Source organism: Brucella haematophila (genome assembly GCF_005938105.1).
GTDB lineage: Bacteria > Pseudomonadota > Alphaproteobacteria > Rhizobiales > Rhizobiaceae > Brucella > Brucella haematophila.
In genome coordinates this window covers 461,195-479,489 of record NZ_VCPE01000002.1, presented here as the reverse complement: position 1 = coordinate 479,489, position 18,295 = coordinate 461,195, and the positions used below count along the sequence as shown (strand labels likewise).

The window sequence follows — 18,295 nt, the reverse complement described above, 5'->3', positions numbered from 1 at the left end:
GTCTATATAGCGACTGTTACCGGATCAATCCAGATCGAACGTCGCAATAACCGGAACATGGTCCGACGGACGTTCCCAGCCACGCGCATCGCGCAGAATTTGCAGACCCTTCATATGGGCCTCCAGATCGGCAGAACCCCAGACATGGTCGAGCCTGCGGCCACGATCTGATTCATCCCAATCCTTGGCGCGATAGCTCCACCAGGTGTAGATTTTCTGGTCAGACGGAATGATCTGGCGCATGAGGTCGCTCCAGCCACCCTTGACGCGCAAATCTTCCAGCGTCTCGGTCTCGATCGGCGTGTGGCTGACGATCTTCAAAAGCTGTTTGTGCGACCAGACGTCGTTTTCCAACGGTGCGATGTTAAGATCGCCCACCAGGATCGACGACAGTCCATCCTGACGATCTGCCACAATGGCCCGCATTTCCTCAAGGAATCCGAGCTTGTGGGCAAATTTCGGATTGATTGCCGGGTCCGGCTCATCACCGCCCGCAGGCACGTAAAAGTTATGAATGCGGAGCTTCTTGTTCCCCGCCTCGACCACCGCGCTCAAATGGCGGCAATCACCCATATCGCAAAAGCCGATTTTCTCAACGCCGGACAGTGGACGGCGCGAGATGGTTGCAACGCCGTGATAGCCCTTCTGGCCGCTGATCGCGATATGCTCGTAACCGAGCGCGCGAAAACCCTTGGACGGAAACTGATCGTCCGGGCACTTGGTTTCCTGAAGACACAGAACATCGGGCTGATAGTCGCGCAGAAACTGCTCGACCAGCGGCATGCGCAGGCGCACAGAGTTGATGTTCCAGGTAGCAACGGAAAAAGCCATGGGGGTGGGACTCGCAGCAACGAAAAAGATGCCGCGAACCTAACCATTTATCCTGCAAATGCAAACAGCTTGCCGCAGTAAGGTGACAATTGCTGACCTTTTTGTGAAGGCCGTTACTGGCCTTTGCGCTTCATGGCGATGCGCTGATAGTCGATCTTGAACATGTCATCGGTGAAACGGACACCGCTGCGCACGTTGAAGATCATGACCGTCGTATCAAGCTTCTGGGCATCGGTGATGGTCCACTGCTTCAGCTCATAGGACTTCGGATCGAACATCATGGTGATTTTCGAATCGCCGAAGATCGACTTGTCGCCCAGCACCAGCGTGGTCATGTCCGGTTCCTGCTTCACATTCTGAAGACGGCCGCCGCCAAGGTCGATACGGTCTGCCAGCAACAGCTTGAGCGGCGTCTTGGACAGCGGATAGAGATCCCACGTATCCAGCTTACGATTGTTGATGACCACAGACTCGCCATCGGAAATCACGCGGATCGGCGAGTTATTATAGTTGAAGCGAATTTTGCCCGGACGCTCGATATAGAAAGTACCACCGGTCTGGTCGCCCTTCGGGCCGAACTGTACGAACTCGCCCGTCATGGTGCGAACCGATGAAAAATGATCGGCGATCTGCTGCGCCGCACCAGCAGCACCAGCCCCCTGCGCCATCGCCGCAACTGGCGTCAGAACCAGCGACGTGACGCCAAGACCAACCGCACCCATTCCCAGCACGGCTGCAAGACGACCAGCTTTCGCAAAGGCTGAAAAACGGGAGAATATCATCGGTATACTTTCTCTTTTCATCATATCGTCAGGTTATCGCGCCAGTTTGGCGCGAGTGTGGCGTGCCGTTTTCATAGGGTCGATGAGATTTTGGCTATGGCGTGCCGAAAATGGTGGGGTTCGAGAACCGGAGCGGAGTGTACTTCCGAGCATAATCCCGAAAAGTTGCAGACTTTTCGGACAAGATTATGCGTCGAAAAATGACACATGAGCACCGGAAGCGCAGAACAACGCCATTTGCAGGTTCCAGAGCCGAAATATCCCTGGCTTAAAAGTCATCGTCACCGGTCGGTACGAGAATCTCGCGCTTTCCGGCATGGTTGGCGGGACCAACAATCCCTTCGTCTTCCATCCGCTCGATAATCGACGCAGCCCGGTTATAGCCAATGCCGAGACGACGCTGGATATAGGACGTGGAAGCCTTCTTGTCACGAAGCACCACAGCGACGGCCTGATCATACGGATCATCGGAATCTTCCAGATTGGAGGTTCCAGACGGGCCGCTACCGCCCTCATCGTCCTCTTCGTCCTCAGTGATGGCATCCAGATATTCCGGCACGCCCTGAAGCTTCAGATGCTGTACGATGCGCTCCACCTCGTCGTCGCCGACGAAAGGCCCGTGCACGCGCTGGATGCGACCGCCGCCAGCCATGAAGAGCATATCGCCCTGACCAAGCAGTTGCTCGGCGCCCTGCTCGCCCAGAATGGTGCGGCTATCGATCTTCGATGTCACCTGGAAGGAAATACGGGTCGGGAAGTTGGCCTTGATCGTGCCAGTGATGACATCCACCGATGGACGCTGCGTGGCCATGATCACGTGGATACCGGCGGCACGCGCCATCTGCGCCAGACGCTGCACCGCGCCTTCGATATCCTTGCCCGCGACCATCATCAGGTCGGCCATTTCGTCGATGATCACGACGATATAGGGCATTGGCGCCAGATCCAGCTCTTCGGTCTCGTAGATCGCCTCGCCGGTATTGCGGTCAAAGCCGGTCTGCACAGTGCGTGCAATCGGTTCGCCCTTCTTCTGCGCCAGACCGACACGCTGATTGAAACCGTCAATATTGCGAACGCCGACCTTCGACATCTTGCGATAGCGGTCTTCCATTTCGCGCACGGTCCATTTGAGCGCGACCACGGCCTTTTTCGGGTCGGTCACAACCGGCGTGAGCAGGTGCGGAATGCCGTCATAGACGGAGAGTTCCAGCATCTTCGGGTCGATCATGATCAGGCGGCATTCCTGCGGTGTCATGCGATAAAGCAGCGACAGGATCATCGTGTTGATCGCAACCGACTTGCCCGAGCCGGTCGTACCGGCAACGAGCACATGCGGCATCTTCGCGATATCGGCAATCACCGGCTCGCCATTGATGGTCTTGCCGAGCGCCAGCGCCAGTTTCGCCTTGGACTGTTCGAAGTCGCGGCTGGCCAGCATTTCGCGCAGGTAAACCATTTCGCGCTTCGGATTGGGCAGTTCGATGCCGATGGCGTTGCGGCCCGGAATGACAGCAACACGGGCAGCAATCGCGCTCATCGAACGGGCGATATCGTCGGCAAGGCCGATAACGCGGGATGATTTGATGCCAGGCGCTGGCTCAAGCTCATAAAGCGTGACCACCGGGCCGGGCTTCACATTGATGATTTCACCGCGCACGCCGAAATCTTCCAGCACGCCTTCCAACAGGCGCGCATTCTGCTCAAGCGCATCCTTCGACAGAGCGGGATCGCGCTGTACCAGCTTGGGTTCCGCGAGGAAATGCAGCGACGGCATTTCAAACACGCCATTATCCTTGAGGAATGATGGCTGCGCTTCACGCTGGGCGCGAGCGCCCGGCTTGGGCGAAGGTGCGGCCTGTTCGACACGCGCCTTCCGGCTGCGTGCAGGCGGCGCATCGTGCCATTCCTGACCGGCCAGCGGTGCGTCGTCCGCGCCATCATCCATCGGATCATGCATCGGGTCGTCCATATCGAACGGAGCTTCGTCCGCCGATGGTCCACCGAAGCCCGGTTCGCGACGCCTGCCCGCTTCGGCGCCGTTGCGCGTTTCAGCGCTGCGCCGCACGGCGCGCATATCGCCGAAATCCTCGTCGCGGGACTGGCGGCGGCCAAGTCCGGTAAGACGCTTGAAATTGGCTGTCGTCGTCAGCACGAGATGGGTGAGCGCACCGATGAACTGGAAGCCACCGCCAGCGGTTTCCTCGTCATCCTCATCGATGAAATCATCCTCAGTCCGTCCACGTTGTGCAGGCTGAACCGGATTGATGATGCCACGGCCAATGATGCCGCTCGCAAAAAGGCAGAGCCACAGAGCGGGAAAAGCGAGAACCAGCGCGATAGCCGAAGCGATTGCGCCCTGCGGGAACTGGCCAAGGAACAGGCCGGGCAGTCGCAGCAGCATGTCGCCAAACACACCGCCAAGCCCGATTGGCATCGGCCAGCTTTCCGGCACGGCAAAGCAGCTCGCAATGCCCGCAAAAAGAATGGCTGCACCGATCCAGGCAAAGCTGCGCTTGGCGACACGGCCGATACCGCCGCGCGTCATCATGAGAAGCGACCACACGACCAGCGGCAGCAATGCGGGAACGCTCGCCAGACCGAAAAACTGCATGGCCAGATCGGAGAAGACAGCGCCCGGATAGCCAAGCGCATTGGTCACCGGATTGTCGGTTGCATGGCTGAAGCTTGGATCAGCCACATTCCATGTAGCCAGCGCGCCAACGGCCATCGCCGTCAGCGACAAAAGCGCCAGACCGAACAGTATATAGAACTGCCTGCGGAAGATATTGGTCAGGCGAAGCCTGTCTTCCGTTATCCGCTCGTCACGCAGCGGGTATGAGGGCGAATATCCTTGCCGCATATAGCCAGTCCCGAACCGAAATTTCTGCTGTCGCCCATAACAGAATAGCTACGGGCAGAATGAATCGGTCCGATCCTAATCCGGCGATGGTTAATTCCGCATTAACCATGGGTCAAAGCATTTCCAGCAAAAGTGCGAAGCGGTTTTGCGTAGGGAAATGCGTAAAGGGATTAGAGTCCACATATGAAAAAAGGCGCAGTTTCCCGCGCCTTTCTTCGTCTTGGGAGAATTGTTCTTATTGAACAGATTCGCCGTGCAAAGAGATATCGAGGCCTTCGATTTCGGCCTGCTTGCTTGGACGCAATCCCATGACAGCCTTGACCACGTAGAGAATGATGGCCGTAGCGATTGCAGTGTAAACGACAGTTACGGCAGCACCGAAGAACTGCTTGCCCATCGTGGCACCTTCGCCAGCTGCATTGATGGTGGCGTCTGCGAAGAAACCGGTCAGAACCGCACCAACGAAACCGCCAACACCGTGGACGCCGAACGCATCGAGCGAGTCGTCATAGCCGAGCGCGTGCTTGATCTTGACGGCTGCGATGTAGCAGATCGCGCCAGCGACGATGCCGATGATGAGCGCGCCCGTCGGGTTGACAAAACCGGCAGCAGGCGTGATCGCAACGAGACCGGCAACGGCGCCCGAAATGATGCCGAGTACGCTTGGCTTACCGGCAACAGCCCATTCCACGAACATCCAGGCGAGAGCCGCACCAGCGGTCGCAACCTGCGTGTTGAGCATGGCAACACCAGCCAGTGCATTCGCGCCAGCGGCAGAACCGGCGTTGAAGCCGAACCAGCCCACCCACAGAAGGGCAGCGCCGATGACCGAGAGAACGAGGTTGTGCGGGGCCATGTTGGTGTGGCCGTAGCCGTCACGCTTGCCGAGGATGAGTGCGGCCACCAGACCGGCAACACCGGCATTGATGTGAACGACCGTGCCGCCGGCAAAGTCGAGAACGCCATCGGAAGCCATGAAACCGCCGCCCCATACCCAATGCGCGACCGGGATATAGACGATGAAGAGCCACAGGGTCAGGAAGACCAGCATGGACGAGAACTTCATGCGTTCAGCAAACGAACCGGCAATCAGCGCAGGCGTGATGATCGCGAAGGTCATCTGGAAGGTGATGAAGACATATTCCGGGATGGTGCCGGTCAGCGATTCCATCGTTACGCCGGAGAAGAAGGCCTTCGACAGACCACCGATGTACGAATTCATCGAACCGCCATCGGTGAAGGCGAGCGAATAGCCAGCGACCATCCACAGCACGGACATGAGGCAGGTGATGGCAAAGCTCTGCATCACTGTGGACAGCACGTTCTTCTTGCGCACCATGCCGCCATAGAACAGCGCAAGGCCCGGAATGGTCATCATCAACACAAGCGCGGTTGACGTCAGCATCCAGGCCGTATCGCCCGTATCGAGAGTGGGCGTGGGAGCCGCAGGGGCTGCGGCGTCCTGAGCCAACGCCATTCCGGCCATGGCGACAAGCGCAGGCAAAGTGGCCAAAAGAGCTGCTGGCTTGATTCTTCCTGTTATGAGCATCGAATATCTCCGTCGAATGGCGGTTTCAAACGCGTATGCGCTGGAAAGACCGGTTCAATCAGAGAGAAACAAAAATCGTGCCAGTTGCAGAAACGAGCGGCACAAAATGTGATTTTTTTGTGAAGCCGAGTATTACGGGTTCCGGCAGACCCCGAAAAGCCGGGCTTTTTCTGCCGGAGGTTTAGGCAAATTCAGGCTAAGTGATTCTGCTGATTCAGTTTTTCAGCGCCCTGTCGGAGCGCTGAACTTTACGGCTCACCATCGAATTGCACAATATTTATACAGCGATATTCGACGCGATTAATATTTAGTCATTTCACTTTTTCATGCACACGAATTAGCCCTTCCTGTGCAACGGAAGCCACAAGAATACCATCCCGCGTATAAAGCGCGCCGCGATTGAAACCGCGTGCACCCGAAGCGCTCGGCGTGTCCTGCGTATAAAGCAGCCAGTCGTCCAGCTTGAACGGACGATGAAACCACATGGCATGATCAAGGCTTGCCGCCTGAAGATCGCGATCGAAGATCGAGCGCCCATGCGGATGCAGCGAGGTGTCGAGAAGCGTCATATCCGACAGATAGGCGAGAATTGCCGCCTGAAGCGCCCGATCATCAGGGACAATACCGTTTGCGCGCACCCAGACATGCTGCACGGGTTCCAGCTTCTCCCGCGAGAAATAATGCGTGAGCTGCACTGGCTTGATCTCGATAGGCCGCTCCCGCTCCCAATATTTGCGGACATTGGCCGGAGCAAGATGCAGATATTGCTCCTTGATGTCGCGATCGCCGAGCAATTGTTCCGGCAAAGGCAGCCCTTCCGGCATGGCGATCTGATGATCGAGCCCACCCTCATCCACCTGAAACGAAGCCGAAAGCGTGAAGATGGCCTTGCCGTGCTGTTTGGCCAGCACGCGCCGCGTATTGAAGCTCGACCCGTCGCGAATGCGATCCACTTCATAGATGATCGGGATTGCAGGATCACCGGGGCGCACGAAATAACCATGCAGCGAATGCACGTGCCGCTCTGGTTCCACCGTCCTTTGGGCCGCAATCAGCGCCTGACCGATCACCTGTCCGCCAAACACGCGCTGCCAGCCCACTTGCGGGCTGTTGCCGCGAAACAGATCCATCTCCAGCGTTTCCAGATCGAGTATCGAAAGCAGCTCGCGCATGGAAGCGGTCTGACCCGCGCTCTCGCCTGAGCCAGGCCCTGAGACAGGCCCTGAGACAGGCTTGACATCGGACTGCTGATATTCGGACTTTTCGCGATCGGACATGGACAGCCTATCTCCTGCGACCCTATATGAGCCTAATAAACGTGTGGCTCATGTTTGTTCCCGACGGCAGAAATCTGTCAAGTGGCGTGGCTGCTTTTAGCGATGCTCCTCCTTGCGAACATGCCACACAGTGCCGCGGCAAAATATCGGCTTCACTCTTGCCGTATTTGTGCCAGAAGCGCACAAGCATGGTATAGGCTTTCCGGAAAGGACGAACTGATGGCTGCGAAATCCAAACAGACAAGCACCAGCAACACCGACCTGCTGATCGCCGGCGGCGGTTATGTCGGCCTCGTCACAGCGGTCGCGGTCAAGTCTGCGGCGCCGCATCTTTCCGTTACGGTTGTCGACGGTGCGCCTGCTGGCGCATGGAAGACCGACCCGCGCGCCTCTTCCATTGCGGCTGCCGCATCGCGCATGCTCGACAAGCTCGGCTGCTGGCAGGAAATCGTGCCTGATGCGCAACCGATCACCGAAATGGTCATCACCGATTCGCGTGTGTCCGACCCGGTGCGCCCAGTTTTCCTGACTTTTTCAGGCGATGTGGACCCTGGCGAGCCCTTTGCGCATATGGTCGAGAACCGCGTTCTCAACACCGCCCTGCACAACAAAGCCGATGCGCTGGGCATCACCTTCCTCGAAGCAACCAGCGTGAACGGCTTTGAAACCAGGCCGGAAACCGTGGCAGTTGCGCTTTCCGATGGCAACACAATCGAAACCCGGCTTCTGATTGCTGCCGACGGCGCGCGCTCGCGCCTGCGCGATCAGGCGGGCATCAAGACCGTCAACTGGGACTACGGCCAGTCCGGCATCGTCTGCAACGTGTCGCATGAAAAGCCGCATGGCGGACGCGCCGACGAGCATTTTCTGCCAGCCGGCCCCTTTGCAATTCTGCCGCTCAAGGGCAATCGCAGCTCGCTGGTGTGGACCGAACGCACAGCCGATGCCGACCGGCTGATCCGCGAAGACGATTTCGTCTTCGAAGCCGAACTGGAACAGCGTTTCGGCCACCGTCTCGGCGCGCTGCATGTCGAAGGTCCGCGCCGCGCCTTCCCGCTTGGCCTGACACTGGCGCGCGAATTCGTAAAGCCGCGCTTTGCCCTCGTCGGCGATGCAGCGCATCGCATCCACCCGATTGCTGGGCAAGGCCTCAATCTCGGTTTCCGCGATGCTGCGGCCATTGCCGAAGTCATCGTCGAAACGGATCGTCTCGGCCTCGATATCGGATCATTCGCAGCGCTCGAACGCTACCAGTCCTGGCGTCGGTTCGACACGGTGCAGATGGGCGTGACGACCGATGTACTTACCAAGCTGTTTTCCAACGACAACCCGGCTATCCGCTCCATCCGCGATATTGGTCTCGGCCTCGTGGATCGCGTCCCCAGCCTGAAATCCTTCTTCATCAGGCAGGCCGCCGGGCTGTCCGGCGAAACACCGCGCCTGTTGAAAGGGCAGTCGATCTGATCGTCTGCTCTCAGATTGCTGCCTGTTAATCGCTGGAAGCCTCGGCCAAGCGCCCTATATCCGTGACGGACAATCACCGAGAGGAGCTTCCCCATGGATAGAAAAGCAACGGCAGTCTGGCAAGGCACGCTCAAGGAAGGCAAAGGCACACTCAACACCCAGAGCGGTGCGCTGAAAGACCTTCCCTATGACTTCAAGGCCCGTTTCGAAGATGAAAGCGGGCGTGCGGGAACCAACCCGGAAGAACTTCTTGGCGCAGCACATGCGGGCTGCTTTGCGATGCAGCTTTCCGCCTTGCTGACGCAGAACGGCACCCCGGCGGAAAAGCTGGAAGCAACGGCAGTGGTCAGCATCGGCCCTGCCTCGGGTGGCGGTTTTGAGATTACCCGCAGCGCACTGACGCTCAACGCAAAGATTCCGGGCATTTCCTCTGATGATTTCGACAGCCTTGCGAAGAAGGCAAAGGAATCCTGCCCGCTTTCGAAGGCGCTCGGCGCAATCGAAGTGACGCTGGACGCGAAGCTGGTCTGAGACCACCAAAGGCGGGTTCTAAAAAACCCGCCTTTTATTCCGGCAGATGGCAGACGGCCTCGATATTGTGCCCGTCCGGATCCGTCACGAAGGCCGCGTAATAATCAGGGTGGTAATCGGCGCGAAGGCCCGGCTTGCCATTGTCGCTGCCGCCAGCGGCAATGGCCGCCTCATAGAAGCGATCTACTTCCGAGCGCGTGCCAGCCGAAAAGGCGACATGCAGAACGCCCACCAGTTTGGCACCCTTCTGCTTGCCAATCCAGAATTCCGGCTTGCCATTGCGCCCATATCCAACCCAGTCACCGAATTCCATGGCGCGGGTAATGCCCAGTGGGGCAAGCGCCTCATCATAGAATTTGCGCGACTTGGGCATGCTGGAAATGTTGAAGCCAATATGGTCGAGCATGATTGCCCATTCTCCGTGCTGCCTTGTTATCTCAAGACATATCGGCAGCAACGTAAAGGTCAAGACCATGCAATCAATGAGTGCATAGTCCTCACGGGAATCCTGACAAAGAAAAAGGGGAAGGCAACAGCCTTCCCCTTTTTCTAATTTTCAGATCGATCGCGCGATTACACGCGGCGCTCGACCATCATCTTCTTGATTTCGGCAATCGCCTTGGCCGGGTTCAATCCCTTCGGGCAGGTCTGCGCGCAGTTCATGATCGTGTGGCAGCGATAGAGACGGAACGGATCCTCAAGATTGTCGAGGCGTTCGCCCTTGGCTTCGTCGCGGCTGTCGATCAGCCAGCGATAGGCCTGAAGCAGCACAGCCGGGCCGAGGTAACGGTCGCCGTTCCACCAGTAGCTCGGGCACGAGGTCGAGCAGCAGGCGCACAGAATGCACTCATAAAGACCGTCCAGCTTCTGGCGGTCATCATGGCTCTGCAGCCATTCCTTCTGCGGCTCCGGCGAAACCGTCTTGAGCCAAGGCTCAATGGAACGGTGCTGGGCGTAGAAGTTGTTGAGGTCCGGAACGAGATCCTTGACCACTGGCATGTGCGGCAGCGGGTAAACCTTGATGGTCCCCTTGATATCGTCCATGCCCTTGGTGCAGGCCAGCGTATTGGCACCGTCGATGTTCATCGCGCAGGAGCCGCAAATGCCTTCACGGCACGAACGGCGCAGCGTCAACGTCGGATCGATCTTGTTCTTGATATAGAGCAGACCGTCCAGAACCATCGGGCCGCAATCGTCGCGATCGACATAATAGGTGTCGATGCTCGGATTGGCGTCGTCGTCCGGCGACCAGCGATAAATACGGAATTCCGTGACGCGCTTGGCGCCATCAGGACGGGGCCAGGTCTTGCCCTCCTGCATGCGGGAATTCTTGGGAAGTGCGAGTTCAACCATTGCTCTTTCCCTTAATCAGTAAACGCGCTTCTTCGGCGCAATCTTGGCGAGGCTGATGCCACCTTCTTCTTCCGTCGTAAGCGGATCGAGGTGAACGGCGCGATAACCGAGCGTCACCTTGCCGTCCGGCGAGAGCCAGGACAGGGTGTGCTTGCGCCACTCGGCATCGTTACGGTCCGGGAAATCCTCATGCGCGTGAGCGCCGCGGCTTTCATGACGCGCTTCCGCCGAAACAACGGTCGTCAACGCGTTGGCCATGAGGTTTTCAAGTTCGAGCGTTTCGACAAGATCGGAGTTCCAGATCATCGAGCGGTCGGAAACCTTGATATCCGGCAGTTCATGCCAGAGCTTTTCCATGCGCTCACAGCCCTGCTTGAGCGATTCCGACGTGCGGAACACGGCGGCATCTTCCTGCATGGTGCGCTGCATCTTTTCGCGCAGCTCTGCCGTCGGCGTCGAGCCGTTGGCGTAACGCAGGCGATGGAAACGATCCATGATCTTTTCAACGGCAGCTTCGTTGATGTCCGGGATCTTCGCGGCGCGGTCGATGACTTCGCCAGCGCGGATCGCAGCCGCACGACCGAACACCACAAGGTCGATCAGCGAGTTGGAGCCGAGACGGTTTGCACCGTGCACCGAAGCGCAGCCCGCTTCGCCGACAGCCATCAGGCCCGGCTGGACGCGATCCGGATCTTCCGGCGTCGGGTTCAGCACTTCGCCCCAGTAATTGGTCGGAATGCCGCCCATATTGTAGTGAACGGTTGGCAGAACCGGGATCGGCTCCTTGGTCACGTCCACGCCTGCGAAAATCTTGGCCGACTCGGAGATGCCCGGCAGGCGTTCATGCAGAACGGCGGGATCGAGATGGTCGAGATGCAGGAAGATGTGGTCCTTGGCCTTGCCGACGCCACGACCGGCGCGGATTTCCATGGTCATGCAGCGCGAAACCACGTCACGCGAGGCAAGATCCTTGGCCGATGGTGCATAGCGCTCCATGAAGCGCTCGCCTTCGGAATTGACCAGATAGCCACCTTCGCCGCGTGCGCCTTCGGTGATGAGGCAGCCTGCGCCGTAAATGCCGGTCGGATGGAACTGAACGAATTCCATGTCCTGAAGCGGCAGGCCAGCGCGCGCAGCCATGCCGCCGCCGTCGCCGGTGCAGGTATGGGCCGAGGTGGCCGAGAAATAGGAGCGACCATAACCGCCCGTCGCCAGAACCACCATCTTGGCGGAGAAGCGATGAATCGTGCCGTCATCGAGGTTCCACGCCACGACGCCGGTGCAGACACCGTCGGTCATGATCAGGTCGAGCGCGAAATATTCGATGAAGAACTGTGCGTTGTTCTTCAGGCTCTGGCCGTAAAGCGTGTGCAGGATGGCGTGGCCGGTACGGTCAGCAGCAGCGCAGGTGCGCTGAACCGGAGGACCGTCGCCGAAGTTCTGCATGTGGCCGCCGAACGGGCGCTGGTAAATCTTGCCTTCTTCCGTACGCGAGAACGGCACACCATAGTGCTCCAGCTCGTAAACGGCGGCAGGCGCTTCACGCGCCAGATATTCCATCGCATCGGTATCGCCAAGCCAGTCCGATCCCTTGACGGTATCGTACATGTGCCACTGCCAGCTATCCGGGCCCATATTCTTCAGCGAGGCGGCAATGCCGCCCTGCGCCGCAACCGTGTGCGAACGGGTTGGGAAAACCTTCGTGATACAGGCTGTCTTCAGGCCCTGTTCGGCCATGCCGAGCGTGGCGCGCAGACCAGCGCCGCCAGCGCCAACCACGACAACGTCGAACTTGTGATCGACAAACTTGTAGGACTTTTCGCCCGCAGCAGGAGCTGCATTCTTTTCTGCACTAGCCATCGGGCTATCAACCTCCGAAGCTGAGCTTGAGGATCGCGAAAACGCAGGCAAAACCAACCACCGCCGCAAAGAAGGTGTTCAGCATCACCAGCACGATCTTCATGCCTTCGCCATGCACATAATCTTCGATAATGACCTGCATGCCCAAACGCATGTGATAGACGCCGGTCAGAACGAACAGCGCCATGACAATTGCAGTAAGGGGATGCGAGAGAGCAGCCCGGACTTCCGCAAAGCTTGCGCCATTAAGCGAAATCACCAGGCCGATGAAAAAGAGAACCAGCGGCACCAGAGCCACCGCCGTCATGCGCTGATACCAGAAATGGCTGGTGCCTTCCTTGGCGGAGCCAAGACCGCGAACCTTGCCAAGAGGCGTACGCATATCGTTATTCGAACCGCTCATGGGATCAGCCTCCTAGCGCACCGAGTAAGCGACGACCCAGACGAGGATCGTGGCGATGACCGAGAAGACAACCGTTGCCCAGGCAATCTTGGAAGCGGTGTGCTTTTCAAGACCGGCGCCGGTATCCCAGATGAAGTGACGAACGCCGCCAGCCAGATGGTGCAGCAGCGCCCAGGTGTAGCCGAACAGAACGAGCTGGCCGATCCAGGAGCCGAAAACGGCGTTGACGGCATTGAAGCACTCTTCGCCAACGGCTGCGGAAATGAGCCAGGCTGCCAGCAGCAATGTGCCGAAATAGAGAGCGCCGCCCGTGATACGATGCACGATGGACATCGTCATCGTGATGACCGGCTTATAGACGGACAGGTGCGGCGACAAAGGACGCTGACGCGTTACGGTCGGTTGTGTCATGGTTCTCGTTGGCCTCTCGTGGGGCTTCCCTGACGTTTCTCCCCGGCAATACCCACCGACGATGATCGGCCAGGCGTACCGGATGGCGGGTTTCTGAAAACCCAGTTTTGAAGTCGCCCTTCACGCAAGGTACCGGAACTTCCGATCCTGCGTCGGCACGACCCAAGAAATATGGCGAGACCGTGGAATACGGCCTTATGTGCCGCTTTCTACTGCTCTTTTACCATCACGTCAAAGAAGCTTTTTCACGAAAAGACTAACAATTGGTCGCACCTTTGCGACACATTCACGTGATTGCGGCCTTCAATCGTTTGAAGGCCGCAATTTGAAAAAACATGTGTAATTTCATCAACTTTATCAAAGACGCATCAGGCGCCGAATCGAATCACATAGCTTGACCAATCTGCCGCCGTCGCGATCTGCTCATAGAGCTTGCGACCGTCTTCCGGCACACGCGGCGCATTGAGCACAAGCTTGGACCAGCTGCGCTCTTCCGCCTTGTCGGCCAGCAGGTCGATCAGCGCCTTGGCGATGCCTTTGCCGCGATGATCGTGATGGACATAGATATGATCCACCTGCCCTGCGCGCAGGCCCGATACCGGCTCGGGCAGATCGTAGAAAATCACGAAGCCGACGAGATTGCCGTCCACACGTGCGCCGAGAATTTCGGTGGCGCGGTCCTGCAAAAGATGCTCGGCGTAATAATCGTCGGGACGGCGCGGCGCTCCACGCTTCAGCGCCTGCGCATAGCTGGCAAGCAGCGGCGCAAATTCGTGGGCATCACGAAGATGAAGATGCGCAATATCGACGGCATGATCTTTGGTCATTGAACATTCCTTGGCCTTTGGGGCGGTTCAAGTCGCCTTTGGTCACAACGCGGCGAAGCAGTTGCGTCCAAAGACTTATCCGATTGTAGCCAGCACGGATGACAAAGGTAAAGAAAGAGTTAAGATGATCAGGAAACTCTTTTTGCGTCAGACGGCGAAGGTGAAACCGCACCATGGCAAACCGAAACAGAACAGCCTTGATAGCTTCCTGTGCACTTGCGCTTGTCGGCTGGGTCGCGGCAGCATCCGCCGACACCACATTGCGCTATGCCGACGCATCGGGAAACCTGATCATGCAAAAGGCGGCCGGCGGCGCCAAGATCATCCGTGTCGGTGCGGCGCATAGGGACCCGACATTGCAGATGACGCGCCGGGCGCAGGGCACGACAACCATCACCGCGCCGCAAGACAAAGCTGTGGCGTATATTGTCGGGCCGCCGAACAGCAGCTGCGAAAGCGCTGTTCTTCTGCGCGGGCGCTCATTCATGTATGGGCTGGATAGCGGCGAAACGCCGGTTCTGGATCATCCGGGCTGTTGAGCCGGATTATCCGCGTGTGCGTGCTGAGCCCGACGGGCGAAACTCCACGACATTCTCATCGGAGATGATCGGCGATGCCGCGCGCACGCAATTGCGACCGCCCTTCTTCGCCTCGTACAGCGCACCGTCAGCCCGTTTGTAGAGATCGGAAAACATGTCGTCGAATTCCATCTCGGCAACGCCGAAGCTGGCGGTGAAATCGATATCGCCGCTGTTGCTCGGAATTTTAATCGTGCCACATGCCAGACGCATGCCATCGGCACAGCGTGACGCCGACTGAATGGTGTTGCCCGGCAGCAGGACTGCAAATTCCTCGCCGCCCATGCGCGCGGCAAAGCCGCCTCGGGCAACTGCCGTCTTGCGCAGTTCAGCGGCAAAGGCTGCAATCACCCGGTCGCCCAGCGCATGGCCGTAATTGTCGTTTATCAGTTTGAAATAGTCGATGTCGCAAACCACGAGCGACAAGGCCTGCCGTGACCGCTTCGATTTATCGATGGCCGCTTCCGCCCGCAACGCAAAGCCACGGCGATTGAGCAGGGCCGACAGCTCATCCGTTTCGGACCGAATGGTCATGTCCGAAAGCAGTTCACGCATCAGGCTTAACAGCAACAGCAGCCCCGCCGCGACCGACAGACCTGCGCCAATCGACTGGGCAAAAAGCGCATAGGCCGTGTTCACGTAATCGTTCGGATCGGTACCGGCGCCGCCAGACACATTGGCAAGCACGGGTTTCAAGAGAAAATGTAACGCACTCAAGGCAAAGAGCGCTGCCATCATCATATCGACGGCACCACGCCTGCTGAAACGCAGGATAACCCAGACGGCAAGCGCCAATGCCAGAAAATAAGGCGTCTGGTACAGAAACAAGCCCGCCCAGCTGCTGCGTGCAATGCCGTAAATGGCGTAGATCATCACCAGCGAAAGAAACACGAGCAGGCCGAGCATCTTCCACGGCACCGGAGCGGCATACATCCGCGCCAGACCGATGACGAGGCAAACCAGCGTCATCAGATAGGTCGCGAAGGCGAGCATATAACCGAGATATGGGCCTGGCATGGACGGCATGGCCAGCTCGGTCAGGAAATAAAGCATCGCAAAAACGAAGCCCATCGCGAAGACGCGCGCAGCCGCATTGCCTTGCGCGTAAACGGCAATGCCGAAAAACGCGAAGGCAAACAGACCGGATACGGTCATGTTGATGATGAGAATGAAATCGGCCCCGCCCATGAATGCCTTTTCCGTTCGAAGCGCGTCAAATAAGAAAACACTAATCTAACAGCACTTGCATATACATGGAATATGCGAGGAAACCATGAAGAAGCTCATAAGAGCATTGCTGTTTAAGGCATTTGTTTTCGATATTTCTATTTAGAACAAAGCATAAAGAAAAAGCCGCCGGATCGCTCCGGCGGCTTTTTCAAATCGGTGTCTTACGGAACTCAGTTCCAGTCGCGAATGTCGACGAAGTGACCGGCAATCGCAGCAGCGGCAGCCATAGCCGGCGATACGAGATGGGTGCGGCCCTTGAAGCCTTGACGGCCTTCGAAGTTACGGTTCGAGGTCGAAGCGCAACGTTCACCCGGCTTCAGACGGTCGTCATTCATCGCAAGGCACATGGAGCAGCCCGGCTCGCGCCAGTCGAAACCGGCTTCGATGAAGATCTTGTCGAGGCCTTCAGCTTCCGCCTGTTCCTTCACGAGACCCGAGCCCGGCACGATCATCGCGTTGACGCCATCGGCAACCTTCTTGCCAGCGGCCATACGCGCTGCGTCGCGCAGATCTTCGATACGGCCATTGGTGCAGGAACCGATGAAGACGCGGTCGATCTTGATGTCGGTCATCTTGGTGCCCGGCTTCAGACCCATATAGTCGAGTGCACGCCACTTCGATGCACGCTTGGTCTCGTCCTTGATTTCGTCCGGATTCGGAACGATGTCGGTGACGAAAACAACGTCTTCCGGCGAAGAACCCCAAGAGACGACGGGCGAAATCTTGGCGGCATCCAGTTCGACGATCTTGTCGAAATGCGCGCCTTCATCCGAATGCAGCGTCTTCCAGTAGCCGATAGCCTGCTCCAGCGCTTCGCCCTTCGGCGCGCGCGGCTTGTCCTGCACATAGGCAAAGGTCGTTTCGTCCGGAGCGATCAGACCAGCGCGTGCGCCGCCTTCAATCGACATGTTGCAGACAGTCATGCGACCTTCCATCGACAGCGAGCGAATGGCGCTGCCTGCATATTCGATCACATAGCCGGTGCCGCCTGCGGTACCGATTTCACCGATGATGGCGAGTGTGATGTCCTTGGCGGTGACGCCGGGAGCCAGTTCACCCTCAACACACACCAGCATGTTCTTGGCTTTCTTCTGGATCAGCGTCTGGGTTGCGAGCACATGCTCGACTTCCGACGTACCGATACCATGCGCCAGCGAACCGAATGCGCCATGGGTCGAGGTGTGGCTGTCGCCGCAGACAATCGTCATGCCCGGCAGGGTGAAGCCCTGTTCCGGTCCAACGATGTGCACGACGCCCTGACGACGATCGCGTTCGGAATAATATTCGACGTTGAAATCGGCAGCATTCTTGGCGAGAGCCTCAACCTGAATGCGGCTTTCTTCGTTCTTGATGCCGTTGACGCGATCTTTCGAAGTCGGCACGTTGTGATCGACCACGGCCAGCGTCTTCTCGGGATGGCGCACCTGACGGCCAGCCATGCGCAGGCCTTCGAAAGCCTGCGGGCTCGTCACTTCGTGCACAAGATGGCGATCAATATAAAGGAGGCAGGTACCATCTTCCTGCTGATCCACTACATGGTCGTCCCAGATCTTGTCATAAAGTGTACGCGGCGCGCTCATTGCGAGAGTTCCTTTGAACGGTTCTTAATTTGGCCTGTCATATGCACCTGCCGTCGCGTTTCGTCAAGAAACTGTAACCGCAACAGGGTGTCGCAGTAACAATCTTGCGCAAAGCGGGCAGAATTATGCCTGATATTATGTGTCGCGGTGCATTTGGCAAATAAAAAAGGCGGCCAATGGCCGCCTTTTTCAAAGATCTCTGACTGAAACTTATTCAGCAGCGGTCTTGGCAGCTTCGGCCTTGGCAGCGGCAGCCTTGTCAGCTTCGCGCTCAGCCTTGGTGCGGTTGTCTTTCTTTTCAGAAATACGGGCAGCCTTACCGGTGAGGCCACGCAGGTAGTAAAGCTTGGCGCGACGGACCTTACCGCGGCGAACCAGCTCAACGCCTTCAACGATTGGCGAGTAAACCGGGAATACGCGCTCTACGCCTTCGCCGTACGAAATCTTGCGAACGGTGAAGTTTTCGTTGAGGCCAGCGCCCGAACGAGCAATGCAGACGCCTTCATAGGCCTGCACGCGGGTGCGCGTACCTTCGGTAACGCGAACCTGAACGCGAACCGTGTCGCCCGGCTGGAAATCTGGAAGCTTGCGCTTTTCTTCGATCTTTGCTGCCTGTTCGGCTTCAAGCTGACGAATGATGTCGGTCATCGTCTGACTCCTTCTATGTTCTTTTCAAACAGTCAGAGCGCTCTGCACTTGCCGCCAAGCAATCCTTGGCCTTGCGGCTATGCCTTCAATATCAGGCAGGAGCGGTACACC

At 57.9% G+C, this 18,295-nt stretch carries 17 protein-coding genes; 3 read left to right on the top strand and 14 right to left on the bottom strand.

Going from position 1 to position 18,295, the window contains the following annotated elements:
- Window positions 1-24 precede the first annotated feature (24 nt).
- The 5 genes from xth to tesB all read right to left on the bottom strand — a co-directional run bounded on the left by xth (window position 25) and on the right by tesB (window position 7,194).
- Window positions 25-831, bottom strand: a complete 807-nt coding sequence (xth, locus tag FGI60_RS05015; protein ID WP_138784179.1) for an exodeoxyribonuclease III — start codon at window positions 829-831, stop codon at window positions 25-27.
- A gap of 113 nt (window positions 832-944) precedes the next feature.
- Window positions 945-1,613, bottom strand: coding sequence for an outer membrane lipoprotein carrier protein LolA (locus tag FGI60_RS05010; protein WP_171058695.1), 669 nt, complete (start codon window positions 1,611-1,613; stop codon window positions 945-947).
- Window positions 1,614-1,881: 268 nt separating this feature from the next.
- Window positions 1,882-4,473, bottom strand: coding sequence for a DNA translocase FtsK (locus FGI60_RS05005; protein WP_138784177.1), 2,592 nt, complete (start codon window positions 4,471-4,473; stop codon window positions 1,882-1,884).
- A 235-nt stretch (window positions 4,474-4,708) separates the two neighbouring features.
- Window positions 4,709-6,022: an ammonium transporter gene (locus tag FGI60_RS05000; RefSeq protein WP_138784176.1), complete on the bottom strand. Its 1,314-nt coding sequence runs from the start codon at window positions 6,020-6,022 to the stop codon at window positions 4,709-4,711.
- Window positions 6,023-6,333: 311 nt separating this feature from the next.
- Window positions 6,334-7,194 carry an acyl-CoA thioesterase II gene (gene tesB, locus FGI60_RS04995; protein WP_192799699.1) on the bottom strand — a complete coding sequence of 287 codons (861 nt, stop codon included), beginning with the start codon at window positions 7,192-7,194 and terminating at the stop codon, window positions 6,334-6,336.
- Between the two features lie 324 nt (window positions 7,195-7,518).
- Here tesB and FGI60_RS04990 point away from each other — a divergent pair, with 324 nt between their 5' ends.
- Together FGI60_RS04990 and FGI60_RS04985 are read left to right on the top strand one after the other, a co-directional pair.
- On the top strand, window positions 7,519-8,763 hold the full coding sequence (locus tag FGI60_RS04990; protein WP_138784174.1) for a ubiquinone biosynthesis hydroxylase: 1,245 nt from the start codon (window positions 7,519-7,521) through the stop codon (window positions 8,761-8,763).
- 93 nt (window positions 8,764-8,856) lie between these two features.
- Entirely contained in the window at window positions 8,857-9,294 is a 438-nt protein-coding gene (locus tag FGI60_RS04985; RefSeq protein WP_078337549.1) for an OsmC family protein, read from the top strand.
- A 34-nt stretch (window positions 9,295-9,328) separates the two neighbouring features.
- Here the strand turns inward: FGI60_RS04985 and FGI60_RS04980 are convergent, their stop codons facing one another.
- The 6 genes from FGI60_RS04980 to FGI60_RS04950 form a co-directional block, all read right to left on the bottom strand.
- Entirely contained in the window at window positions 9,329-9,700 is a 372-nt protein-coding gene (locus tag FGI60_RS04980) for a VOC family protein (protein WP_138784173.1), read from the bottom strand.
- Window positions 9,701-9,867: 167 nt separating this feature from the next.
- On the bottom strand, window positions 9,868-10,647 hold the full coding sequence (locus FGI60_RS04975; protein WP_078337551.1) for a succinate dehydrogenase iron-sulfur subunit: 780 nt from the start codon (window positions 10,645-10,647) through the stop codon (window positions 9,868-9,870).
- A 15-nt stretch (window positions 10,648-10,662) separates the two neighbouring features.
- Window positions 10,663-12,507 carry a succinate dehydrogenase flavoprotein subunit gene (gene sdhA / locus FGI60_RS04970; RefSeq protein WP_078337552.1) on the bottom strand — a complete coding sequence of 615 codons (1,845 nt, stop codon included), beginning with the start codon at window positions 12,505-12,507 and terminating at the stop codon, window positions 10,663-10,665.
- Window positions 12,508-12,514: 7 nt separating this feature from the next.
- Window positions 12,515-12,910 carry a succinate dehydrogenase, hydrophobic membrane anchor protein gene (gene sdhD, locus FGI60_RS04965; protein ID WP_138784172.1) on the bottom strand — a complete coding sequence of 132 codons (396 nt, stop codon included), beginning with the start codon at window positions 12,908-12,910 and terminating at the stop codon, window positions 12,515-12,517.
- Window positions 12,911-12,922: 12 nt separating this feature from the next.
- Window positions 12,923-13,321, bottom strand: a complete 399-nt coding sequence (gene sdhC, locus FGI60_RS04960; RefSeq protein WP_078337554.1) for a succinate dehydrogenase, cytochrome b556 subunit — start codon at window positions 13,319-13,321, stop codon at window positions 12,923-12,925.
- 368 nt (window positions 13,322-13,689) lie between these two features.
- Complete coding sequence (locus FGI60_RS04950; RefSeq protein WP_078337555.1) at window positions 13,690-14,148, bottom strand: GNAT family N-acetyltransferase; 459 nt, start codon at window positions 14,146-14,148, stop codon at window positions 13,690-13,692.
- A gap of 173 nt (window positions 14,149-14,321) precedes the next feature.
- On the opposite strand from FGI60_RS04950, the gene FGI60_RS04945 reads away from it, so the two are divergent.
- Complete coding sequence (locus FGI60_RS04945; RefSeq protein WP_138784171.1) at window positions 14,322-14,687, top strand: hypothetical protein; 366 nt, start codon at window positions 14,322-14,324, stop codon at window positions 14,685-14,687.
- Window positions 14,688-14,693: 6 nt separating this feature from the next.
- On the opposite strand, the gene FGI60_RS04940 is transcribed toward FGI60_RS04945, so the two are convergent.
- The 3 genes from FGI60_RS04940 to rplS all read right to left on the bottom strand — a co-directional run bounded on the left by FGI60_RS04940 (window position 14,694) and on the right by rplS (window position 18,184).
- Window positions 14,694-15,914 carry a GGDEF domain-containing protein gene (locus tag FGI60_RS04940; protein WP_138784170.1) on the bottom strand — a complete coding sequence of 407 codons (1,221 nt, stop codon included), beginning with the start codon at window positions 15,912-15,914 and terminating at the stop codon, window positions 14,694-14,696.
- 212 nt (window positions 15,915-16,126) lie between these two features.
- Window positions 16,127-17,536, bottom strand: coding sequence for a 3-isopropylmalate dehydratase large subunit (gene leuC, locus FGI60_RS04935; RefSeq protein WP_138784169.1), 1,410 nt, complete (start codon window positions 17,534-17,536; stop codon window positions 16,127-16,129).
- Between the two features lie 210 nt (window positions 17,537-17,746).
- Window positions 17,747-18,184 (bottom strand): 50S ribosomal protein L19, encoded by a 438-nt coding sequence (gene rplS / locus FGI60_RS04930; protein ID WP_078337559.1) that lies wholly within the window; start codon window positions 18,182-18,184, stop codon window positions 17,747-17,749.
- Between the last annotated feature and the right edge of the window lie 111 nt (window positions 18,185-18,295).

Coding starts and splice junctions, on each gene's coding strand:
- xth (WP_138784179.1), bottom strand. CDS start 831: ATGGCTTTTTCCGTTGCTACCTGGAACATCAACTCTGTGCGCCTGCGC.
- FGI60_RS05010 (WP_171058695.1), bottom strand. CDS start 1,613: ATGATATTCTCCCGTTTTTCAGCCTTTGCGAAAGCTGGTCGTCTTGCA.
- FGI60_RS05005 (WP_138784177.1), bottom strand. CDS start 4,473: ATGCGGCAAGGATATTCGCCCTCATACCCGCTGCGTGACGAGCGGATA.
- FGI60_RS05000 (WP_138784176.1), bottom strand. CDS start 6,022: ATGCTCATAACAGGAAGAATCAAGCCAGCAGCTCTTTTGGCCACTTTG.
- tesB (WP_192799699.1), bottom strand. CDS start 7,194: ATGCGCGAGCTGCTTTCGATACTCGATCTGGAAACGCTGGAGATGGAT.
- FGI60_RS04990 (WP_138784174.1), top strand. CDS start 7,519: ATGGCTGCGAAATCCAAACAGACAAGCACCAGCAACACCGACCTGCTG.
- FGI60_RS04985 (WP_078337549.1), top strand. CDS start 8,857: ATGGATAGAAAAGCAACGGCAGTCTGGCAAGGCACGCTCAAGGAAGGC.
- FGI60_RS04980 (WP_138784173.1), bottom strand. CDS start 9,700: ATGCTCGACCATATTGGCTTCAACATTTCCAGCATGCCCAAGTCGCGC.
- FGI60_RS04975 (WP_078337551.1), bottom strand. CDS start 10,647: ATGGTTGAACTCGCACTTCCCAAGAATTCCCGCATGCAGGAGGGCAAG.
- sdhA (WP_078337552.1), bottom strand. CDS start 12,507: ATGGCTAGTGCAGAAAAGAATGCAGCTCCTGCTGCGGGCGAAAAGTCC.
- sdhD (WP_138784172.1), bottom strand. CDS start 12,910: ATGAGCGGTTCGAATAACGATATGCGTACGCCTCTTGGCAAGGTTCGC.
- sdhC (WP_078337554.1), bottom strand. CDS start 13,321: ATGACACAACCGACCGTAACGCGTCAGCGTCCTTTGTCGCCGCACCTG.
- FGI60_RS04950 (WP_078337555.1), bottom strand. CDS start 14,148: ATGACCAAAGATCATGCCGTCGATATTGCGCATCTTCATCTTCGTGAT.
- FGI60_RS04945 (WP_138784171.1), top strand. CDS start 14,322: ATGGCAAACCGAAACAGAACAGCCTTGATAGCTTCCTGTGCACTTGCG.
- FGI60_RS04940 (WP_138784170.1), bottom strand. CDS start 15,914: ATGGGCGGGGCCGATTTCATTCTCATCATCAACATGACCGTATCCGGT.
- leuC (WP_138784169.1), bottom strand. CDS start 17,536: ATGAGCGCGCCGCGTACACTTTATGACAAGATCTGGGACGACCATGTA.
- rplS (WP_078337559.1), bottom strand. CDS start 18,184: ATGACCGACATCATTCGTCAGCTTGAAGCCGAACAGGCAGCAAAGATC.